Source organism: Methylobacterium currus, assembly GCF_003058325.1.
Lineage (GTDB): Bacteria > Pseudomonadota > Alphaproteobacteria > Rhizobiales > Beijerinckiaceae > Methylobacterium > Methylobacterium currus.
This window is the reverse complement of sequence record NZ_CP028843.1, coordinates 5,979,723-6,000,107: the sequence shown is the minus strand read 5'-3', so window position 1 is coordinate 6,000,107 and position 20,385 is coordinate 5,979,723. Positions and strand designations below refer to the sequence as shown.

The following is a 20,385-nucleotide window of genomic DNA, read 5'->3' as shown; positions in this document are numbered from 1 at the left end:
TCGCGGCCTGGAGGCGCAGGGTGGAGGGGGGCTGGGATCGCCAAGGGTGGGGGTCGCCTCGCTCAGAAGTCGATGGCCGCGAAGAACACCGCGAAGAGTCCATCGAGGACGATGACCATGAAGATTGACTTGACGACTGAGGCGGTGACGTGGCGGCCGAGCGACTCGGCCGAGCCCTCGACCATGAATCCCTCGACCGAGGCGATGATGCCGATGATGAGCGCCATGAACGGCGCCTTGATCAGCCCGATGGCGAGGTGACGGAAGCCGATCGCGTTCTGGAGCCGGAAGGCGAAGGCTTCCAGCGACAGGCCGCCATAGAGGAGCGAGGTCAGCGCACCGCCGGCGAGCGCCGCGAGATCGGCCAGGAAGGCGAGCAGCGGCAGGGCGAACATCAGGGCGATGATGCGCGGGACGATCAGGATCTCGATCGGGTCGAGGCCCATGACGCGCAGGGCATCGACCTCCTCGCGCATGCGCATCGAGCCGATCTCCGCCGTGAAGGCCGAGCCGGAGCGACCCGCCACCATGATCGAGGTGAGCAGCACCCCGAGCTCGCGCAGGGTCAGGATGCCGATCATGTTGACGACGTAGGTCTGGGCCCCGAAGCGCTGGAGCTGGATGATGCCCTGCTGGGTGACGATGCAGCCGACCAGGAACGAGATCAGCATGATGATCGGCGCGCCGCGCAAAGCGATCTGCTCGACCTGGTTGACGAGCGCCGGCCCGCGGAAGCTGCGCGGCCTGGCGAGCACCCGCAGGCAGCCCGCCACCACCTCGCCCAGGAAGGCGAGCCCGGCCAGGCCCTGGTGGCCGAGGCTGCGCATGCCCGACCCCAGGCTGGCGACCGGGTCGAGGGGGTTGAAGCGCCGGCGCCGCGCCGCCGGCGCGGCCTCGCGGTAGGCGACCTCGCGCAGCAGGATCAGGTGTTCCGGGGAGGCGCCGGCGTAGGTCGTGCCGGCGGGCAACGCGGCGCGCGTCCGCTCCAGCACCCAGGCGCCGAGCGTGTCGAGGCGGGCGAGGCCCGAGAGATCGATGACGAGGGGCGAGCCGGCAGACAGAGTATCGGCGGCCAGCATCTCGGCGGAGGCGGCCTCGACGGCAGGGGCCTGGTCGGCGGTCCAGCGGCCGGCGAGGCGCGCGGCGACGCCGTCGCGCACGCGCTCGACCGCGACACGGGCCGCATCGGCCCCCCGCGTGTTGGGTGCGGTCGGCACGGGCCGGCCTCCCTCGTTCGCCAAAATCCCCTCAGGCCGGTCCTATACCCCGTCATGCTAACAATTCGCAAACCATGGGGCGAGGACCGCAACTCAGCGGCGAGTTGCACATGCCGTCCGGGCGATCCTCGTCCGGGCGGTTCTTGCGGCCGCAAGGGTCAGGGCGAGGCCGAGCCCCGCCACCGGCAGCATCAGCCCGAAGGCGAGGGGCCCGCCGCCGGTCCGGTAGGCGGCCCCGCTCGCCAGGGTGGCGGTGGCCGAGGCGAGGGCGGCACAGGCCGCGTAGGTTCCCTGCGCGGCGCCGCGCCCGCCCTCGGGGGCAAGGCGCGACAAGGCCGCCATGGCGCCGAGCTGCGTCGCCCCGAAGGTCAGGCCGTGCAGGGCCTGCAGCGGCAGCACCAGGCCCGGCAGGCCGGCCGCGGCGAGCAGCCCGGCCCAGCGCAGCAGCGCGGCCACGGCCCCGAGCCCGAGGAGCCGGAACGGCGCGTCGCGCAAGCAGGGGACGCGGCCCACGACGGCAAAGAACACGATCTCGGCGACGACGCCGATGCCCCAGGCGATGCCGGTCGTCGCCGGGGTGAGGCCGAGGCTGCCCCAGTGGATCGACCCGAAGGCGTAGACCGCCGCGTGGCTCGCCTGGATCGCCGCGCCGGCCGCGATGGCGAGCCACAGGGCCGCCGGCAATCGTACCCGCCCGGGTCCACGGGGGCCCGTGCGCGCGCCGTCCGCCCGGTGCAGCAGGAGGGCGGCCCCGCAGGCCGAGGCGAGTTCCAGGCCGGCGAGGAATCCGGTGATGCTGCCGGTGCCGACGAGGCCGAGGAGCCATCCCCCGAGAAGGCTGGCGGCCAGGAAGCCGAGCGAGCCGCCGAGCCGGATCCGGGCATAGTCGAGACCCTGCCCGCGCCGCACCGCGGCGAGACTCTGGTAGTCGAGGCAGGGCACGAGCGGCGCACCGGCGACCGCGTTGAGGACGATCAAGCCGGCCAGCACCGGCCAGCCCAAGGACGAAGCCGCCGGCATCAGCGCGTAGGTGACGGCGAGGCCGAGGCTGCCGGCGATCATCAGCGTGCGCGGCGCGAGGCCGCGGTCGATCAGGCCGACGAGGGGCGCCGTCGCCCCGATCCGGACCAGGATCGGCAGGGCCACCAGGGCTCCGATCAATTCGGGTCCGAGGCCGAGCCCGGCGAGCCAGAGGGGCAGGAACGGCATCGCCACGCCGATGCCGGCGAACACCGCCGCGTAGAGCAGGGCGAGGCGCGGGCCGTCGCCGAGGAAGAGCGGAGGAGGCGGCACGGTGATGTCGGCGCGGGGAGGGCCGGGGCGCGGACCGAATCAGCCCCCCCGGAAGGGACCCCGCGTAAGCCGCCGTTAACGCCGGGATGTCAAGTGTAAATACAGATACGCCTCCGGGCGAGACGCCGCCGAAGCGTTCCGTCGGACCGGCGATGACAGGGCAGGTGAGATGGCCGGGACCCCTTCGCTCCCCGTACCGCGGGAGGAGTACGACGTCATCGAGGGCGCGATGCTGGAGACGGCGCGGGGGCGCTGGTTCCTGGGCGAGTACGCCAGGCGCAACCGCTCCGCCGATACCGACGTTCTGCTGCAGGCGATCGGCCGGCTCGAGAATGCCGTGATCGGCGAGCGCGGCCCCTCCGGGATGGAGCGCCTGCGCTACGACCTGATCGAGATGGCGAAAGCGATCAGCCGCACCAAGTCCGAGATCGCGGCGATCCACACTCCCGACCAGGACCAGAGCCAGCTCGGCGCCGCCTCCGAGGCCCTCGACGGCATCGTGCGCACCACCGAGCGCGCCACCTCCGACATCCTCCAGGCCGCCGAGGAGGTGCAGGAGGTCGCCTGGACCCTGCGCGAGACCGGGGCCGACAGCCGGGTCTGCGACCGCCTCGACCAGAATGCGACCCAGATCTACACCGCCTGCTCGTTCCAGGACCTGACGGCGCAGCGCACCAGCCGCATCGTCAACACCCTGCGCTACCTCGAGCAGCGCCTGACCGCCATGATCGAGATCTGGGCCAGCGAGGACGACCCGCCGGCGCCCGCCGCACACCGGCCCGAGGTCCGGGAGACCACCCTCGACCAGGACGATGTCGACGAGATCGTGGCGACGGGCAAGGGCAGGGCGACCGAAACGACGGGCGAGGAGCAGGGCGAGGAGCGGGCAAGGGACGAGGAGCCGGCCTCGGCGCCGCGCCTGCGCCTGGTCGAGCCGATGGTGCTCGACGACGACATCGCCTTCGTGCCGGTGCGCGACGAGGCGCCGGCCGCCGGCGACGTGATGGCGCTGGAGGATATCTTCTCGGAGATCGACGACCTCGCCCTCGACGAGAAGCTCGCCCGCTTCACCTGACACCGCCGCGCCTTCGAACGGACTCGTTCGAAGGCGCTGGCTAAGCCCGAATGGGCGCCGGCGCGGATGCGCCGGACACTTTCGCGTCGAGGTGTCGATGCGAAAGCGCGATGGTATGAGACCTGACCCCCTGGCGCGGGACGCCCGCCTTCGCGGCGCCAGAATCGCGCCGCAGGGAGCCCGCCTGCCTTTCTCACGCCCGACGCCCCCATCAGGTTGCGATGTCCCTGCACCTCCTCAAGCTCTGCGTCGGCTGCGAGTCCATCGCCGACCTCGAGGAGTGGATCGCCGCCCGCCGGGCCGAATCGGCGCGCCTGGGCCGCCCGCACGAGCAGGCCCACATCACCCGCATGATTCCCAAACGCGGCGACGAGATCGTCGGCACGGGCTCGCTCTACTGGGTGATCCGCGGCCAGATCGCCTGCCGCCAGCCGGTCCTGGCGATCCGCCCCTTCACCGACGGGGATGGGGTCGGCCGCTGCCGCCTCGTCCTCGACCCGGAGGTCACCCCGGTCGAGCCCCGGCCGTGCCGGCCGTTCCAGGGCTGGCGCTACCTCGCGCCCGCGGACGCCCCGCGCGACATCTCACGCCACGCCGCCGGCGACCTCGCGGCGATGCCCGAGGCGATGCGGCGGGAACTGGCGGCCCTGGGGCTGCTCTGACCGGACGGTGCATCGGGCGCCGAGCCTGCGACGCATCGCTCCTGCAACGCCCGGTTCCTGACTTTCCCTGGCATAGGGTTCTCGCTCGTCCTCGGCCTCACCCCCTCGCGCTTCTTCGGGACGGCTGATGCCGCTTGCTGCTCGTCCGCGCCGGCCGGAGCCGAGGCTTCGTCGGCGGCCGGTCGGCGTCACGCGACGGCCGCAGCTCGGGCGCCGTCCCCATCTTCAAACGGTGAAGCCGACCTCCGGTCCCGCGGGACCGGAGGGCGGCTTCGTCATTCAAGGCGGCATGGTCTGGAACGGCCGCCCCGGGGGCTCATGCTCCCTCGAAGCGCCCGCTGGCATGGGCCAGCATCGTGTAGACCTTGCCGCTCTCCGAGGTGAGATAGGCGTTGGCCCGCCGCGGGTCCTTGTCGGTGCGGGAGACCTCGCCGAGCAGGCGCTCGAACTCCCGTACGTAATGGTCGACGGTCCGGCGGAAATCCGGCTCGGCGCGGTAGCGGCGACGGATCTCGTCGAAGGTCTGCTGGCCCTCCGCCGTGTAGAGGCGACGGGTGAACAGCTCCGTCTCGCCGCGCCGGTAGCGCTCCCACAGGTCCACCGCGGCGGCGTGCTCGATCATCCGGGCGATGTTGCTGGAGATCGAGTCGATCGTTGCCGCGCCGACCCGGTCGGGATCGTTACCCTGGCCCGCCTCGTCGGCGCCTCGTCCGGTCTTGACCGTCCCTTGGCCAGCCTTGTTCTCCTGACTGGTCTTGTTCTCCTGGCTGGCCTTGGCCCCGGCCTTGCCGGCCGAGGCCAGCTCGTCCTCGTCCTCCTGCGAGGCGCGGGAGAGGAGGTCGGAGAGCCACCCACCGCTGCCGGAGCGGGGGAGGGCGGCGTCGCGCCGTGCCTCGGCGGCGGGCCGGGCCGCCGCCTGCGGCGCGGCCGGGCGCGCCGGGCCCTGAGCCGTGCCTTGCGTCGGCGCCGGACGGGCCGGACCCTGGGCCGGACGCGCCGGGACGGCGGCCTGAGCGGGAGCCTGAGGCGCGGGCTGGGCAGGAGCCTGCGCCGGCGTCTGGGCTGGACCTTGAACAGGCCCCTGGACCGCGGATTTCGGCGCCGTCGGCCGGGCGGCCTGCACCGGGGCTTGGCCCGGCCGGACCGGAGCCGGGACCGGAGCCTGCGGCCTCTGGGCCGCGGGACCCGAAACCGCCGTGGCGGGCCGGCCGGCTTCCGCGGTGCGGGGCTGCGCCAGGGGCTGCGCGACGTCGACCGCGCGGGGCGAGCGCGAGACCAGGGCCGAGAGCTCGTTCAGGGCCTTGATCTGCTCGGCCACCACCCGGCGCATCTCGCCGGTGGCGTCCTGCGCCTCCTGCGGGATGCTGACCACGCCGCGCTGCAGATCGCCGCGGATCTCCTCCAGGGTGCGGCGGATCTCGGTTGCCATGCCGCGCATGGAGTCCACCGTGCCCTGGAAACGTTCGGCGGCGTCGCCGAAGGCCTCCCGCAGCTCGCCGGACGCGCCTGCTACCGCCTGGCGGACCGATTCGGCCGCTCGCTCGCCCTCCTGGCCGGTGCCGGAGCGCAGGCGCTCGAACGCCTCCGTCACGGCGCTGCCGGCCTGGCGGGCGCTGGTCTCGATCTCGCGGCCCAGCGCCTGGGTGCGGGCCTCGATGGTCTTCAGCGTCGCCTCGACCCGGGCACCGACCCCCTCCGTGGCGGCGGCGAGTGCCGCCGAGCGGGCATCGATGCTGCCGAGCAGGGCGTCGATCTCGGCCTGGCGCTCGCCGAGGGAGGCGTTGACCCGGCCCTCGGCGCCTTCCAGCGCGCCGGCGGCCGCCGTGAGGTCGCCGATATGCTGGCGCGCGGTCTCGGTCAGGGCCTTGCCGCGGGCGTCGAGCGTCGCGGCGAGGCCGGCCGCCTGGCGGAGCGCCCCGGTCGCCGCACCCTGGAGTGCGCCGACCTGCTCGGCCACCCGGTCGGAGGCCTTGCCCGTCTCGGTCGCGATCTCGGCGAGGGCCGCCTGGATCTCCTGCACCCGGCCGGACAGCCCGCCCTCGATCGCCGAGAGGTTCTCGCCGGACTTGCTGATGAGATCCTGGAGGGCGCCGGAGACGGCCTCGATGCGGCCGATCAGGCCGCCGAGTTCAGCCCCGAGCCGCTGGTTGACCTTGGTCACGGCCTCGACCGCCCGGGCCGCACCCTGGTCGGCCGCCCGGCGCAGGGTCTCGGCCGCCTCGGAGGAGAGGGCCGCCAGCGTCTCGGCCCGTTCGCCGAGCGCCGCCACGGCGCCCCCCATCCCCTCGGTCACCGCCCGCTCCAGGGCCTCGCTGCGCTGCGCCAGCGCCGCCACCAGCTCGCTGCCGGGGCCCTCGACCAGGTGGCGCAGCTGCGCCACCTGGCGGTCGAGCCCCTCGACCGTCTCGCCGCTCGCCGCCAGCGCCGCCACCAGGGCGCCGCCGCGCTGGTCGATGGTCCGCTGCAGCGAGGCGGTCGTCGTCTCGAGGGTCTGGCCGAGGGCGCCGCCGCGCTCGTCGACGATCCGGCGCAGGGTCTCGACCTGCTCGGAGAGGCCGCGATTCAGCTCAGCCCCGCGCCCGTCGATCGTCTGGGTCAGGTCGCGGGCGGTCTCCGCCAGCGCCCGGGTGAGGGTGGTGCTGCGCTGGTCGATCAGCGCCGCGAAGGCCGCGGCGCGGCGGTCGAAGCCCGAGCTGAGCTGGGCGCTGCGCTCGTCCACCGCCGCGGCGAGGGCCGCGGAGCGCTCGTCCATGGCGCCATGCAGGCTCGCGACCCGCTCGTCGAGGGCCGCCGTGAGCGCCGCGGTGCGGGCGTCGACGAGGGCCGCGTAGGCGTCGCTGCGGTCGTCGAAGGCGTCGGCCAGGGCCTCGCCGCGGGCCGCCACCAGGGCCGCGAAGGCGCGCATCCGGCCGTCGATCCGGGCCGTGAACGCGGCGGACCGCTCGTCGACGCTGCCCGACAGGGCCTCGGTACGGGCCTGCATCAGGGCGGCGAGCTCGGCCGCCTTGGCATCGACCAGCATCCCGAAGGCCGCCGCGCGCTCCTCGACGGTGCCGCCCAGCGCCTCGATGCTCGCCCGCAGGCGCTCGGCCACCGCCTCGCCGCCGGCATCCAGCCGTTGCGCCAGAGCCTCGACCTGCCCGCCGAGCACCGCGTCGAGGGCGGCGCGGCTGCGCTCGAGGGCGGTCGACAGCTCGGCCACGCGGGCATCGAGCAGGGCGGCCAGCGCCGTGCCGCGGCCCTCGAAGGTCTCGGCGAGGTCGCTGTTGCGCGAGTCGAGCAGGCCCGCCAGGGCATCGCCGCCGCTGCGGATCGTGGTGGCGAGCACGTCGATGCGCTCCTGCACCCGCCGGGCCAGGATGTCGCCGGCGCCGGTCAGCTCGGCAAGCGCCCGCTGGCGGCCGTCGATCAGCTGCACCAGGTTGCCGCCGCCCTGCTCGATCGTGCCGGCGATGGCCGCCTCGCGCTCGCGCAGCACGGCCGCCAGGGCCTCGACGCGACGATCGAGGGTCTGGGCGAGCGCCGTCCGATGCCCGTCGAGGGCGTCGCCGAGACCGGCCTGGCGCTCGGCAAGGAGGCCGGACACCGCCTCCGCGCTGCGCGACACCGCGTCGCCCAGCGTCGCGACGCGGGATTCGAGCAGGCCGGCGGCCTCCTCGCCCCTTGCCGCGATCAGGCCCGCCAGGGCCTCGCCGCGTTGGTCGAGGCTGGTCGCCAGCGCCTGCGCCCGGGCCTCGATCAGGCCGTCGAGGTCGCGGAGCACCGCCTCGATGTGGCCCGACAGGCGGGTGCCGCCGGTCTGCGCCGCCCGGGCGAAGTCCTCGGTGCGGGACTCGAGCATCCCGGCGAGCGCCTGGGCGCGGGCTTCCACCGCCTCCGCGAAGGCCGCGCCGCGGCTCTCGACCAGATGGTCGAGGGCAGTGAGGCGGTCGTCGAACAGGCGCGCGAGGGCGTGGGTCCGCTGGTCGACCGTGCCGACCGCGCGGCCGACGCGCTCCTCGAGCGAGGCGGCCAGGATGTCGCCACCCTCGGCGAGCGCGTCGCGCAGGGTCCCGACCCGGTCGTCCAGCACGGCGCCGAGGGCGCCGGCCTGGTCGTCGAGGATCTGGCGCACCGCGCCGGCACGCTGCTCCAGCGCGTCGTGCAGCGCGCGGATCCGGTCGTCGAGGCCGGCATGGAGCGCCGCCGACTGCCCGTCGAGGAGCCCGCGCAGGGTCGCGGCCTGCTCGTCCAGCAGGGTGCCGAGCGCCCGCAGCCGCTCGCCGAACAGGCGCTCGACATGGCCTTGACGCTCGTCGAGCAGCCGCCCGACATGCCCTTCGCGCTCGTCGAGCAGGGTAACCAGAGCCGTCCCGCGCTCGCCCACGACGGTCTCCAGGCGGCCCGAGCCCTCGGCGAGGACGCGGTCGGCCTCCTGGATCGTCTCGCGGAGCGCCCCGAGCACGGCTTCGCCACGCTTGCCGATGAGGTCTGACAGGGCGGTGCCGCCGCGGTCGAACAGCCGCGCCAGCTCGGTCATGCGGCCGGCGAGCGCGCTGAACATCGCCCGGCCGCGCTCGTCGATCTCCTGGGCCATCGCGGCCGTGCGCTCGTCGACGAGGCGGGCCAGGGTCTCGGTGCGGCCTTCGAAGGCGGCACGGATCGCCTCGGCCTGGGTCGCGAGGTCGCGGCTCGCCTCGCCGCTATGGGCCTCCACGAAGGTGACGAGCTCGCGGGTGCGGGCCCCCAGCTCCTCGTCGAGGCCGCGGGTGCGGCTCTCGATCAGGCGCAGGGCCTCCTCGGCCTTGAGCCCGAAGGTCTCGTCGACGATCCGGCCGCGCTCGTCGAGGGTCTGGGCCAAGCCCTCGAGGCGGGCGATGACCCGCTCGTCGAAGCGGGCGGCGCCGGCATCGAGGGAGCGGGTCAGCTCCTCGGTGCGGCGGCCGAGCTCGTCGCCGATCTCGCTCACCCGGGCGGTCAGCGTGTCGCTCATCGCCTGGCTGCGGGCCGTGATGGCGCGGGCGAGTTCGTCGGCACGGCCGTCGAGGGCCTGGGCGACCTCGCGGCCGCCCTCGGCCATCACCCGGGCCATCTCGCCGGCCCGCACGATCAGGGCCTCGTTCAGCGCCGTCGCGCGGGCGCCGATATGCTGGTCGACATGGGCCACCATGGTGCTGAAGGTGGCGCCGATCTCGGCGGTGCGCTTGGCCGAGCGGTCCTCGAGCGCCCCGAGCTGGGCCTCGACGGCCTCCCGGGCCTCCCGGGTGCGCTCCGCGATGGTCTCGGCCACGGCGCGGCCCTGGACCGTGATGAGGCGGTCCATCTCCTCGAGGCGGCCGGAGACGCTCTCGGCGAGGTGGTGGGTGTCGCGGGAAATCCGGTCGGCCAGGATGTCGCCGCGGGCGATCGCGTCCTGGAGCGCCGAGAGGCGGCTGGTCAGCACCTCCTCGATGGCGCGGCCGCCGGTCTCGGCGGCGCTGGCGAGCGTCGCGCCGGTCTTGTCGAGGGCGTCGTTGACCCGGGCGCCCTGGCTCGCCACCGCCACGACGATGTCGCGGCCGGTCGCGGCGAGGCGGGTATGGGTCTCCTCGGCGTGCCGGCCGATCATGTCGGTCAGCGCACGGCCATGGCCGTCGAAGGCGGATCCGACCTCGGCGAGGCGGGTGTCGAGGGCGCCGGTGGCGCTCTCGGCGGCGAGCGCGAGGGCCGCGGCCACGTCCTCGGCCTGGCGCGTCAGGTGCTCGACCGCGTTCCGCAGGGTCGCGTCGGTGGCCTGCGTGCGCTCGGCCACCAGGCGGCCGGCCGCATCCGCGGCCTGCGCGAAGGCGGTCGTCGCCGCGATCGTGCGCTCGTCGAGGGCACCGGTCGCCGTCTCGGCCGCACGGCCGATCGCAATCGCCGCTTCCTCGGCCCGGCCCGCCAGGCCCACCACCGCGCCGTGCAACGCCGTGTCGGCCTCGCCGGCCCGCGCCCCGATCAGCTGCGCCGCCTCCTCCGCCACCCGGGCGAAGGACGAGGCCGCCTCGGCCAGACGCACCTGCAGCGCGCCCGCAGCCTCCTCGGCCCCTTGCCGGAACGCCTCGACGCTCTCGGCCGTACGCGCACCCACCGCGCCCGTCGCCGTCTCGGCGGCGCGCCGCAGCACCTCGGCAGCCTCTTCGGCCCGCGCGCCCAGCTCGCCGGTCGTCGCATTCGTGGCCTGCCGGAACAGCTCGGCCGCGGCCTGGCTGTGGGCGTCGAGCTCGGCGCCGGTCGTCTCCAGGGTGCGCCGGAAGATATGCGCCACCTCGACCGTGCGGGTGCCGAGCGCCCCCGTCGCCTGCTCGGCGGCGCGGCGCATGATCTCGGCGGCTTCCTGCGAGCGGCCCTGCAGCGCGTCGCCGACCGTGTCGGCGGAGGCGGTGAGGGCGGCAGCCGCCGCTTCCGCGCGCTCGGCGAGGCCGGCGAGCGCGGTGCGCAAGGCGGCGTCGGCGGTCTCGGTGCGCTCGCCGATGAGGCGGCCGGCCTCCTCCGCAGCGGCCACGAAGGCGGCGGCGGCGGCGGCGGTGCGGCCGTCGAGGGCGCCGGTGGCGGACTCGGCGGCCAGCGCGATCGCGGCGGCGACATCCTCCGCCTGGCGCGTCAGGTGCTCGACCGCGCCACGCAGGGTCGTGTCAGTCGTCTCGGTGCGCTCGGCCACGAGGCGGCCGGCCTCCTCGGCGGCGCGGGCGAAGGCCGAGGCCGCCGCCAGCGTGCGCGCGTCGAAGTGACCGGTCGCCTGCTCGGCGGCGGCGGCGATCGCGGAGGCCACGTCCTCGGCCCGCTCGGTCAGGCCGTCGACGGCGCCGCGCAGCGTCGCGTCGGCTGCCGCCGCGCGCTCGGCCACCAGGCGGCTGGCCGCATCCGCGGCCTGCGCGAAGGCGGTCGTCACCGCGATCGTGCGCTCGTCGAGGGCACCGGTCGCCGTCTCGGCCGCACGGCCGATCGCGATCGCCGCCTCCTCGGCCCGGCCCGCCAGGCCCACCACCGCGCCGTGCAACGCCGTGTCGGCCTCGCCGGCCCGCGCCCCGATCAGCTGCGCCGCCTCCTCCGCCACCCGGGCGAAGGACGAGGCCGCCTCGGCCAGACGCACCTGCAGCGCGCCCGCAGCCTCCTCGGCCCCCTGCCGGAACGCCTCGACGCTCTCGGCCGTGCGCGCACCCACCGCGCCCGTCGCCGTCTCGGCGGCGCGCCGCAGCACCTCGGCAGCCTCTTCGGCCCGCGCGCCCAGCTCGCCGGTCGTCGCATTCGTGGCCTGCCGGAACAGCTCGGCCGCGGCCTGGCTGCGGGCATCGAGCTCGGCGCCGGTCGTCTCCAGGGTGCGCCGGAAGATATGCGCCACCTCGACCGTGCGGGTGCCGAGCGCCCCCGTCGCCTGCTCGGCGGCGCGGCGCATGATCTCGGCGGCTTCCTGCGAGCGGCCCTGCAGCGCGTCGCCGACCGTGTCGGCGGAGGCGGTGAGGGCGGCAGCCGCCGCTTCCGCGCGCTCGGCGAGGCCGGCGAGCGCAGTGCGCAAGGCAGCGTCGGCGGTCTCGGTGCGCTCGCCGATGAGGCGGCCGGCCTCTTCCGCAGCGGCCACGAAGGCGGCGGCGGCGGCGGCGGTGCGGCCGTCGAGGGCGCCGGTGGCGGACTCGGCGGCGAGCGCGAGGGCCGCGGACACGTCCTCGGCCTGGCGCGTCAGGTGCTCGATCGTGCCGCGCAGGGTTCCGTCAAGGGACTGGGCGTGGGTCGCCACGGCGCGGCCGGCTTCCTCGGCTGCCCGGGCGAAGGCGGCGGCGGCCTCCTCGGTCTGCTCGCCGACCTGGCCGGTGGCCGCGGCGGCGGCGGCACGGAACCGCTCGGCCAGGGCGGCGGCACGGGCGTCGAGGTCGGCCCCGATCTCGTCCGCGGTGCGGCGCAGGGCCTCGCCGGCGCCGGCGGTGCGGGCCTCGAAGCCGCCCTGAAGGGCGTCGGCCGCAACCGCGAGGGCGGCCTGCGTCTCCTGGGTGCGCCGGTCGATGCCGTCGGCGAGGTCGCGGCTGCGGGCCTCGAAGGCGGCGGCGAGGCTGGCGAGGGCCTGGCCGATCCGGCCCTCGGCCTCCCCGGTGCGCTCGGCCACCAGGGCGGCGACGCGCTCGCCGGTCTGGTCCAGGCTGCGCTCGAGGCTGCCGCCATGGCCGACCAGCACCTCCTCGACGCGCGCGATCGTCTCCTCGAGGCGCGACGCGAGGTCGGCCCCGCGTACGCCGAGGGCCTGCGCCGCATCCTCGACGAGGGTCGAGAGATCGTCGCGCACCCGGTTGGCACGGTCGCCGAAGGTCGTGATGACGCCGTCGCTGGCGCGGGCGAGCCCGGCCTCGGCCGCCGCCGCCCGGGTCTCGATCGCAACGGCCACGCCGTTGCCGGCCTGCTCGATCTCCTCGCGCAGGGCGATGCCGCGGTCGGAGATGTGGGCCGCGATGGCGCTGCCGGAGGCGGCGAAGCGCTCGGTGATGGCGGCGCCGGTCTCGGCGAAGCGCTCGGTCAGGTCGCCGCCGCGGGCGAGGAAGCGCTCCTCCAGACCCTGCGCCGAGCGCTCGAAGGTGTCGCGGACCTGGGCGCCCTCGCGGTTCAGGGCTTCGATGACCTCGGCCCCGGTCTCGGCCAGGGTGCGGGCGACGGTGCCGGCATTCTCGGCCAGCGTCCGGGTGAGGAGGCCGCCGGTGCGTTCGAACGCCTCCGTGACTTCGACCGCCCGGGTCTCGAGCGCCCGGCTCAGCGAGTCGCCGACGGTGCCGAGATCGGCCTTCACGCCCTCGCTGGTGGCGACGAGGCGCTGCACCAGGTCGTCGCCGCGGCCGGCCACCGCCTCGACCACCCGGTCGCCGGTGGCGGCGAGCGCCGCCGTGACCGCCTCGCCGCGATCGCCGATCGCCGCGGTGATCGCCTCGCCGCGGGCGCCGAGCGCGGCGGTGACCCGCTCGCCGGCGCCGTCGACGGCCGTGACGATCCGCTCGGCCGCGGTGTCGAGCTCCTGGGTCAGGTTCTGGTGCGAGCCCTGGATCGCGCCGCGCACCCGCTCGGCATTGGCGACGATCGATTCGCGCTGCGCCACCAGCTCCTCGACGAGGGAGCGGATGCGGATCTCGTTGTCCGAATAGGCGCGCTCCAGCGTCGAGATCTCGCCGCGCACCAGGGTCTCGAGCTCGCCGGCGCGGGCGAGCGCGCGCTCGACGCCGTCGCCGACCGCCGCGACCTCGCGGCGGACCGCCTGCGACATGGTCAGGACCGCGTCGGTGGAGAAGCCCTCGGGCTCGGCGAGCCGGATCGCCACCTCGCCGACCGCGCGGGCGACGTGGCGCATCTCCTGGGCGCGCACCGCCAGCATGGCGGCGATGAAGAACAGCATGACGGGGGCGAGCACCGCCGCCGCGCCGACGGCGCCCTGGAGGCTGCTCAACCCCGAGGCGAAGCCGCGCAGGTCGCCGCCGGACTGGCTCCAGGCCAGGCCTGCGAAGCCGGCGAGCCAGGCCAGGGCGGCGAGGGTCGCGACGATGTAAGGAGCGCGCGAGGGCTCGATCCGCAGGGTCTGCTGCAGGGCTCCGACGCTGCGGCGGTCGTCATTGGCGACGAGGGAGCGGTCCGGCGGCAGCAGCCCGCCCTCGCGGCGGTCGCGGGAGGCCGGCAGGGCGCTGCCGTCGAAGCCGGGCTCGCGCGCGGCGCCGGGACTCGTCAGAGGATCGGACAGGGGGTCGGCATCGTGCACGTCGGGCAGACGGGGCTCGACGCGGGCGCCGTCGGAGGCGTCCGTCGATCGGGGATCGGGCGACCGGGCATCCGGCCCTGCCGGATGGTCCAGGTTGAGAGCCTGCTCAATCGCCGACAGCGCCGCTTCCGCCGGATCCTTGAGCTTCTTTTCCGTCGCCATCGAACGCCTCGTTACGCCGTGAACGCCGCCGGGCGACCCGTGAGAGCCGCCGCGCCGCATCATCCCCGAGATCCCGCGAAACCCGCGCCGTGTCGCCAGCCGGCGCGATCTCAGCGGTTTACCACGAGAACCTTAGACGCAAGGAGTACCAGCCGGATACCCGGAGGACGCCAACCCTCCCAAAAAGCTTAACGGAATGGTTACCATGTGTCCGGCACGCCGCTCCCGGATCCGCTATCCTGCCGCAGGGACTGGGGTTTGCCGGCCGGGGGGCGGGATCGTCCGGGCCTTGAGCACGCTGTGGACAGAGTTCCACCGGAACTGCGGACTCACAGGAGCCCGGGCCCATGACCTTGCGTCCGGCTTGTCCTTGCGGGATCTGGCCCGATCCCTTCCTGCCCCGCGAGGGCAACCGCGAGACGCCCCGATGGAGACGCTCCTCGACCGCGCGCACCTGGACCGGCAGACCTTCGGCGATGCCGACCTCGCCCGCGAGGTGCTGGCGCTGTTCGCGGGCCAGTGCGACCGGCTGATGCCAGGGCTCGCCGACCCGGAGCAGGCGCCCGAGGCACGGGCGGACCTCGCCCATACCCTCAAGGGCTCGGCGCTCGGCGTCGGCGCCGACCGGGTGGCGGCGCTCGCCGGGCAGCTCGAAGCGGCCCTGCGGGGTGGCGACGGCGCGACGGCGCGCAACCTGGAGCCGGCGCTGGCGCGGGCCGTGCGGGAGACCCTGGCGCTGTTCTGAGCCCCGGCCGCGCCGCGGCTCCGGCGCCAAGCCGCAAGTCATCAGTCACTAGCCGCAAGTCACAAGTCACCAGCCATGCTGCGGCGCGTGTGCCGCGCGACGCACGGCGCGCTTGCATTCCGGGGCGGCACCCGCCAATCAGACCGCGCCGCGTCCTTAAGTCCGATCCGCGGCCGCGCTCGAGGCTTCCGGAGTCCCAGATGGTCCAGATCACTTACGTCGATGCCGCCGGCACGCCCCGCACCGTGAAGGGCGAGGTCGGCTCGACCGTGATGGAGACCGCGATCCGCAACAACGTGCCGGGCATCGACGCGGAATGCGGCGGCGCCTGTGCCTGCGCGACCTGCCACGTCTATGTCGCCGAGGACTGGGCGGAGGCCGTCGGCCCGGCCGAGCCCATGGAGCAGGACATGCTCGACTTCGCCTCGGACGTGCGGCCGAGCTCCCGCCTGTCGTGCCAGATCCGGCTCAAGCCCGAGCTCGACGGTCTCACCGTCACCACCCCGGCCCGCCAGGGCTGAGGCGCAGGCAGACTTGCTCTTCGTTCCGGCTTATCCTCATTCCGAAGGGGAAGGACGACGCCTCACCTTGGGCCGGGCGCCGCGGGAGCCCGGCCTCAGCCCCGCCTGCGGGATGAAACTCGGCGACGAGACTGATCAGGCCATCGGCCTAAACCGCAGCGAGCACGCACTTCCTTAATCAACGACGGTCGACAATCGCCGCCGACATCCGGGGCCGGCCCGGACGAGGAGGCGCGCCGTGACGAACCAGGCCCTGAGGGCGGGCAACGACCGGGCAGGGGAAGATTGCGCGCTGTCGGACATCGCCGCGGCGGCGACGACCCTGCGTCAGGCCGCGCACGACAAGACGCAGCGCATCCGCCAGATCACCAGCCAGGTGAAGATGCTGGCCCTGAATGCCCGCATCGAGAGCAGCCGGGTCGGCGAGCACGGGCGCGGCTTCACGGTGGTGGCCAACGAGGTCGGCGCCGTCGGGGAGGCCATCGCCGGCCTCGCCCGGGAGCTGGAGGCCGATGTCGACGGGCGCATCGTCGGGCTCCAGGCGCAGGTCTCCCGGCTGGTGACCCGGGCGCAGGGCGAGCGTCTCGTTGACCTCGCCCTCAATGCCGTCGAGCTGATCGACCGCAATCTCTACGAGCGGACCTGCGACGTGCGCTGGTGGGCGACCGACGCGGCGGTCGTGGCCTGCGCGGCGGATCCCTCCGCTGCGGCCGCGGCCTTCGCCGAGAAGCGGCTCGGCGTCATCCTGTCCGCCTACACGGTCTATCTCGATCTCTGGCTCTGCGATCTCGACGGGCGTGTCATCGCCACTGGGCGGCCCGGCCGCTTCCCCGGTTTGCGCGGCCAGAGCGTGGCGCAGGAGGCCTGGTTCCGGCAGGCCGCCGCGCTCGCCTCGGGCGACGAGTATACGGCGGCCGACATCCGGGCGGAGAGCCGTCTCGGCGGCGCCCAGGTGGCGACCTACTGCGCCAGCGTGCGCCAGGACGGCGAGGCCTCGGGCCGCCCCCTCGGCGTGCTGGCGATCCATTTCGACTGGGAGCCACAGGCGCGGGCGATCGTCCAGGGGGCGCGGGTCGCGCCCGAGGACCGGGCCCGCACGCGGGTGCTGCTCGTCGATGCCGCGCATCGGGTGATCGCCGCGAGCGACGGCGCCGGCCTCCTGAGCGAGCGGCTTCCGGTCGACCTCGCCGACCCGGAGAGCGGCGTCGTTCCGGCGAAGGGCGGCAAGGGTCTCGTCGCCTATCACCGCACGCCCGGCTACGAGACCTACCGGGGCCTCGGCTGGTACGGAGTGATCGTCCAGCGGCCGTGAGTGTCTCTCACAAAGCTCCCGGTCATTGTCATTGCTCACTGTGGCGGCGTCGGCGCAGCGGGAGTTCTGTGAGGGTGCACTGAGCCGTCAGCGCAGCAGGGCGCGCGTCGCCTGGTCGATCCCTTCCAGCGTCAGCGGGTACATCCGGTCGGAAACGATCTGCCGGATCATCGCGTTCGACTGCGAGTATCCCCACTGTGCCTGCGGCACCGGGTTGAGCCAGGCCACCTTCGGGAAGTGGGCCAGCACCCGCTCGAGCCAGACCCGGCCGGCCTCCTCGTTCCAGTGCTCGACCGATCCGCCCGCCATCGCGATCTCGTAGGGCGACATCGCGGCGTCGCCGACGAACACCACCCGGTAATCGGACGGGTAGGTGCGGATCACGTCGAGGAGCGGCGTGCCCTCGGTGTGGCGCCGTCGGTTCTCCTTCCAGACCGTCTCGTAGAGACAGTTGTGGAAGTAGAAATGCTCGAAGTGCTTGAACTCCGAGCGGGCGGCGGAGAAGAGCTGCTCGGCGAGTTCCACGTGCCAGTCCATCGAGCCGCCGACATCGAGGAACAGCAGCACCTTGACGGCGTTGCGCCGCTCCGGCCGCAGGCGCAGATCGAGCATGCCGTGGCGGGCGGTCTCGCGGATCGTGCCGTCGAGGTCGAGCTCCTCCGCCGCGCCGGTGCGGGCGAAGCGGCGCAGGCGCCGCAGGGCCAGCCGGATGGTGCGCGAGCCCAGCTCCGCCGAATCGTCCAGGTCCTTGAAGGTGCGCTGGTCCCAGACCTTCACCGCCCGGAAGTTGCGGTTGCCGTCCTGGCCGATGCGGATGCCTTCCGGGTTGTCGCCGTAGGCGCCGAAGGGCGAGGTGCCCCCCGTCCCGATCCATTTCGAGCCGCCCTGGTGGCGCCCCTTCTGCTCGGCCAGCCGCTCCTTCAGGGTCTCGAACAGCTTGTCCCAGCCGAGCGCCTGGATCTGGGCCCGCTCCTCCGCGGTGAGGTACTTTTCCGCCAGCTTGCGCAGCCACTCCTCGGGGATGGCCTGCGGCTCCACCGCCTCCCCGACCGTGACCACACCCTTGAAGACGCGGCCGAACACCCGGTCGAACTTGTCGAGGTTGCGCTCGTCCTTCACCAGGGCGGTGCGGGAGAGGTAATAGAAATCCTCCACCCGCTGGTCGGCGAGGTCGCGGTCGAGGGCCTCGAGCAGGGTCAGGTACTCGCGCAGCGAGACCGGGACCTTGGCGGCGCGCAGCTCGGTGAAGAAGGTCAGCAGCATGGCGTCGATCAACGCGCCAGCGCGGTGATTGGTCAAGCCCCTTCGGGCTGGACGGCAGGGGCCCGTCGCCGCGCCTCCGCCGCGAGGTTCCAGACGATGCCGCCGACGATCAGCCCGGCGCCGACGAACAGCCATGGATCGAGGGGCTCGCCGTAGAGGCGCCAGCCGAGCAGCGCGATCAGCGGGATCCGCAGGAAGTCGAGGGGCATGACCAGGATGGCGTCGCCGCGCCGGTAGGCGCTGGTCAGGCACCAATGCGAGGTGAGCCCGGCGATGCACAACACCGCCAGCGCCAGCCCGTGCCGCCCCTCGAAGGCGTGGACCGGCACCGCCGGAAAGATCCGGCCGGCCACGAGGTTGAGCGGCAGCTGGATCAGGTTCATCCAGAACAGGATCGACAGCACGCTCTCGGTCCGGGTCAACGCCTTGGTGGCGACGGCCGTCAGCGCGAACATCACGGCCGCGCCCAGCACCACCAAGCTCGCCGGCTGCAAGGCGGCCAGCCCTGGCCGCAGCACCACCAGCACGCCGAGGAAGCCGAGGGCCACCGCCGCGAGCCGGCTCGCGGTCAGCCGTTCGCGCAGGATCAGGACTGCGAGAAGCGTGACCCAGGCCGGCGTGGTGAATTCGAGGGCGAAGACGACCGCGAGGGGCAGGAGCGTGACCCCGAGCGACCAGGCGTAGTTGCCGCCCCAGTGCACGAGGTTACGGGCGAGATGCAACGGCAGCCGCCGCGCCGGGAGCGGCCGGCGGCGTAGGACCGCGACCATCCCGACGATCGCCACCCCGGCCCCGGCCCGGGCCGCCAGGATGTCGAACAGGCCGAGCGCCGGCGCCACCTCGCGCACGGCGATGGCGGTGGCCGAGAACGACAGCAGGGCGCCGGCCATCCAGAGGACGACGGCGAGGAGGTCGGGGAGGGGTCTCACCGCTCGTCTTTAAGGCCAGCGCACCGTCGGCGGCATCGAGGACAGGATCGACGCGACGTTGCCGCCGGTCTTGAGGCCGAAGATGGTGCCGCGGTCGTAGAGCAGGTTGAACTCGACGTAGCGGCCGCGGCGGACCTGCTGCTCGTGGCGGTCGGCCTCGGTCCAGGGGATGGTGACATTGCGCCGGACGATCTCCGGATAGACGCCGAGGAACGCTTCGCCCACCTCGCGGGTCAAGGCGAGGTCGGCGGCCGGATCGCCGGTCCAGTGATAGTCGTAGAAGATGCCGCCGATGCCGCGGGGCTCGTTGCGGTGCTTGAGGTGGAAATACTCGTCGCACCAGGCCTTGTAGCGGGCGTAGTCGGCAGCCGGATGCCGGGCGCAGGCCTGCTCGAAGGCGGCGTGGAAGGCGATCGTGTCGGGGTCATCCTGGCGACGGCGCCGGTCGAGGACCGGGGTCAGGTCGGCCCCGCCGCCGAACCACGTCTTCGTCGTCACGACGAAGCGGGTGTTCATGTGCACGGTCGGCACGTGCGGGTTCCACGGATGGGCGATCAGCGAGATCCCGGTGGCGAAGAAGCGCGGATCCTCCGCCGCGCCCGGGATCTGGCCGCGGAACTCGGGGGCGAACTCGCCGTGCACCGCCGAGACGTGGACGCCGCATTTCTCGAACACCCGGCCGCGCAGCATCGCCATGGTGCCGCCGCCGCCCGGGGTGCCGGAATGGTCGGTCCGCTCCCAGGGCGTGCGCTCGAACCGCCCCGGCCCGCCGGCCTCGGGGTCGAACGGCCCCGTCGCCTCCTCCTCCAGCCGCTCGAAGGCGGCGCAGATCCGGTCGCGCAGGGTGGAGAACCAGGTGGTCGCCTCGGTCTTGAGCGCGGCGATGTCGGGAGCGGCGTCGGTCATGGCCTTCTCATCCCATACCGGCGGGCGCGGGCCAAGGTGGCAGACGGGCAACGCATCAGCCAGAAGGCGTCAGACGGAGCCGAGCTGGCGCAATCCCTCGCCCAGGATCATCCCGGCCGCCACCGCCACGTTGAGCGAGCGCATCCCCGCCCGCATCGGGATCGCCACCCGGGCCTCGGCATCGGCATGGACCGCTTCCGGCACCCCGGCCGATTCGCGCCCGACCATCAGGCAGTCGCCGTCCCGGAAGGCGTGGGACGTGTAGGGGACGGATCCTTGGGTGGTGGCGAGCACCAGCCGGATTCCGGCGTCCCGGCGCCAGGCATCGAAGGCGGCGTAGGAGCGGTGGCGGGTGATCGCGACGTGGTCGAGATAGTCGAGGCCGGAGCGGCGCAGGTGCCGGTCCGAGACGTCGAAGCCGGCCGGCTCGATGATCTCGACGGCGACGCCGAGGCAGGCGGCGAGGCGCAGCATCGTGCCGGTGTTCTGCGGGATGTCGGGCTGGTAGAGAGCGAGGCGCAGCATCGTTCCAGGGCTGTCAGGGCCGATGCCCCGTCATACGCCGGTTGCCGGCCTGCG

General features: G+C 74.1%; 12 protein-coding genes. 5 read left to right on the top strand and 7 right to left on the bottom strand.

Annotated elements, in window-relative coordinates; translation table 11 throughout:
* Window positions 1–62 precede the first annotated feature (62 nt).
* Both DA075_RS27475 and DA075_RS27470 read right to left on the bottom strand, forming a co-directional pair.
* Window positions 63–1,217 (bottom strand): ABC transporter permease, encoded by a 1,155-nt coding sequence (locus DA075_RS27475; protein WP_174800128.1) that lies wholly within the window; start codon window positions 1,215–1,217, stop codon window positions 63–65.
* Between the two features lie 93 nt (window positions 1,218–1,310).
* The gene (locus tag DA075_RS27470) at window positions 1,311–2,510 is read right to left on the bottom strand and encodes an MFS transporter (RefSeq protein ID WP_167456064.1); all 1,200 of its coding nucleotides are present in this window, start codon (window positions 2,508–2,510) and stop codon (window positions 1,311–1,313) included.
* Window positions 2,511–2,679: 169 nt separating this feature from the next.
* Between DA075_RS27470 and DA075_RS27465 the strand changes: the two genes are divergently transcribed.
* Window positions 2,680–3,585, top strand: coding sequence for a hypothetical protein (locus tag DA075_RS27465; protein ID WP_099955926.1), 906 nt, complete (start codon window positions 2,680–2,682; stop codon window positions 3,583–3,585).
* 221 nt (window positions 3,586–3,806) lie between these two features.
* Window positions 3,807–4,247 (top strand): DUF1489 family protein, encoded by a 441-nt coding sequence (locus DA075_RS27460; RefSeq protein WP_099955925.1) that lies wholly within the window; start codon window positions 3,807–3,809, stop codon window positions 4,245–4,247.
* 316 nt (window positions 4,248–4,563) lie between these two features.
* On the opposite strand, the gene DA075_RS38255 is transcribed toward DA075_RS27460, so the two are convergent.
* Entirely contained in the window at window positions 4,564–14,130 is a 9,567-nt protein-coding gene (locus DA075_RS38255) for an apolipoprotein A-IV repeat region-like domain-containing protein (protein ID WP_099955924.1), read from the bottom strand.
* Between the two features lie 427 nt (window positions 14,131–14,557).
* Here DA075_RS38255 and DA075_RS27450 point away from each other — a divergent pair, with 427 nt between their 5' ends.
* From DA075_RS27450 to DA075_RS38250, 3 genes are all read left to right on the top strand, one after another.
* Window positions 14,558–14,875, top strand: a complete 318-nt coding sequence (locus tag DA075_RS27450; RefSeq protein WP_099955923.1) for an Hpt domain-containing protein — start codon at window positions 14,558–14,560, stop codon at window positions 14,873–14,875.
* Between the two features lie 200 nt (window positions 14,876–15,075).
* Window positions 15,076–15,396 carry a 2Fe-2S iron-sulfur cluster-binding protein gene (locus DA075_RS27445; protein WP_099955922.1) on the top strand — a complete coding sequence of 107 codons (321 nt, stop codon included), beginning with the start codon at window positions 15,076–15,078 and terminating at the stop codon, window positions 15,394–15,396.
* A gap of 253 nt (window positions 15,397–15,649) precedes the next feature.
* Window positions 15,650–16,708, top strand: coding sequence for a methyl-accepting chemotaxis protein (locus tag DA075_RS38250; RefSeq protein ID WP_099956848.1), 1,059 nt, complete (start codon window positions 15,650–15,652; stop codon window positions 16,706–16,708).
* An 87-nt stretch (window positions 16,709–16,795) separates the two neighbouring features.
* On the opposite strand, the gene DA075_RS27435 is transcribed toward DA075_RS38250, so the two are convergent.
* From DA075_RS27435 to DA075_RS27420, 4 genes are all read right to left on the bottom strand, one after another.
* Window positions 16,796–17,971, bottom strand: a complete 1,176-nt coding sequence (locus DA075_RS27435; protein WP_099956847.1) for a vWA domain-containing protein — start codon at window positions 17,969–17,971, stop codon at window positions 16,796–16,798.
* Window positions 17,972–18,003: 32 nt separating this feature from the next.
* The gene (locus DA075_RS27430) at window positions 18,004–18,900 is read right to left on the bottom strand and encodes a DMT family transporter (protein ID WP_099955921.1); all 897 of its coding nucleotides are present in this window, start codon (window positions 18,898–18,900) and stop codon (window positions 18,004–18,006) included.
* A gap of 9 nt (window positions 18,901–18,909) precedes the next feature.
* Complete coding sequence (gene hemF / locus DA075_RS27425) at window positions 18,910–19,806, bottom strand: oxygen-dependent coproporphyrinogen oxidase (RefSeq protein ID WP_099955920.1); 897 nt, start codon at window positions 19,804–19,806, stop codon at window positions 18,910–18,912.
* A gap of 69 nt (window positions 19,807–19,875) precedes the next feature.
* A complete protein-coding gene (locus DA075_RS27420; RefSeq protein ID WP_099955919.1) occupies window positions 19,876–20,331 on the bottom strand; it encodes a tRNA (cytidine(34)-2'-O)-methyltransferase in 456 nt (151 codons plus the stop codon).
* Window positions 20,332–20,385: the final 54 nt, after the last annotated feature.

Bases quoted from the DNA above. Each gene is read 5' to 3' on its own strand.
- DA075_RS27465 (WP_099955926.1), top strand. From the start codon at position 2,680: ATGGCCGGGACCCCTTCGCTCCCCGTACCGCGGGAGGAGTACGACGTC.
- DA075_RS27460 (WP_099955925.1), top strand. From the start codon at position 3,807: ATGTCCCTGCACCTCCTCAAGCTCTGCGTCGGCTGCGAGTCCATCGCC.
- DA075_RS38255 (WP_099955924.1), bottom strand. From the start codon at position 14,130: ATGGCGACGGAAAAGAAGCTCAAGGATCCGGCGGAAGCGGCGCTGTCG.
- DA075_RS27450 (WP_099955923.1), top strand. From the start codon at position 14,558: ATGGAGACGCTCCTCGACCGCGCGCACCTGGACCGGCAGACCTTCGGC.
- DA075_RS27445 (WP_099955922.1), top strand. From the start codon at position 15,076: ATGGTCCAGATCACTTACGTCGATGCCGCCGGCACGCCCCGCACCGTG.
- DA075_RS27435 (WP_099956847.1), bottom strand. From the start codon at position 17,971: ATGCTGCTGACCTTCTTCACCGAGCTGCGCGCCGCCAAGGTCCCGGTC.
- hemF (WP_099955920.1), bottom strand. From the start codon at position 19,806: ATGACCGACGCCGCTCCCGACATCGCCGCGCTCAAGACCGAGGCGACC.
- DA075_RS27420 (WP_099955919.1), bottom strand. From the start codon at position 20,331: ATGCTGCGCCTCGCTCTCTACCAGCCCGACATCCCGCAGAACACCGGC.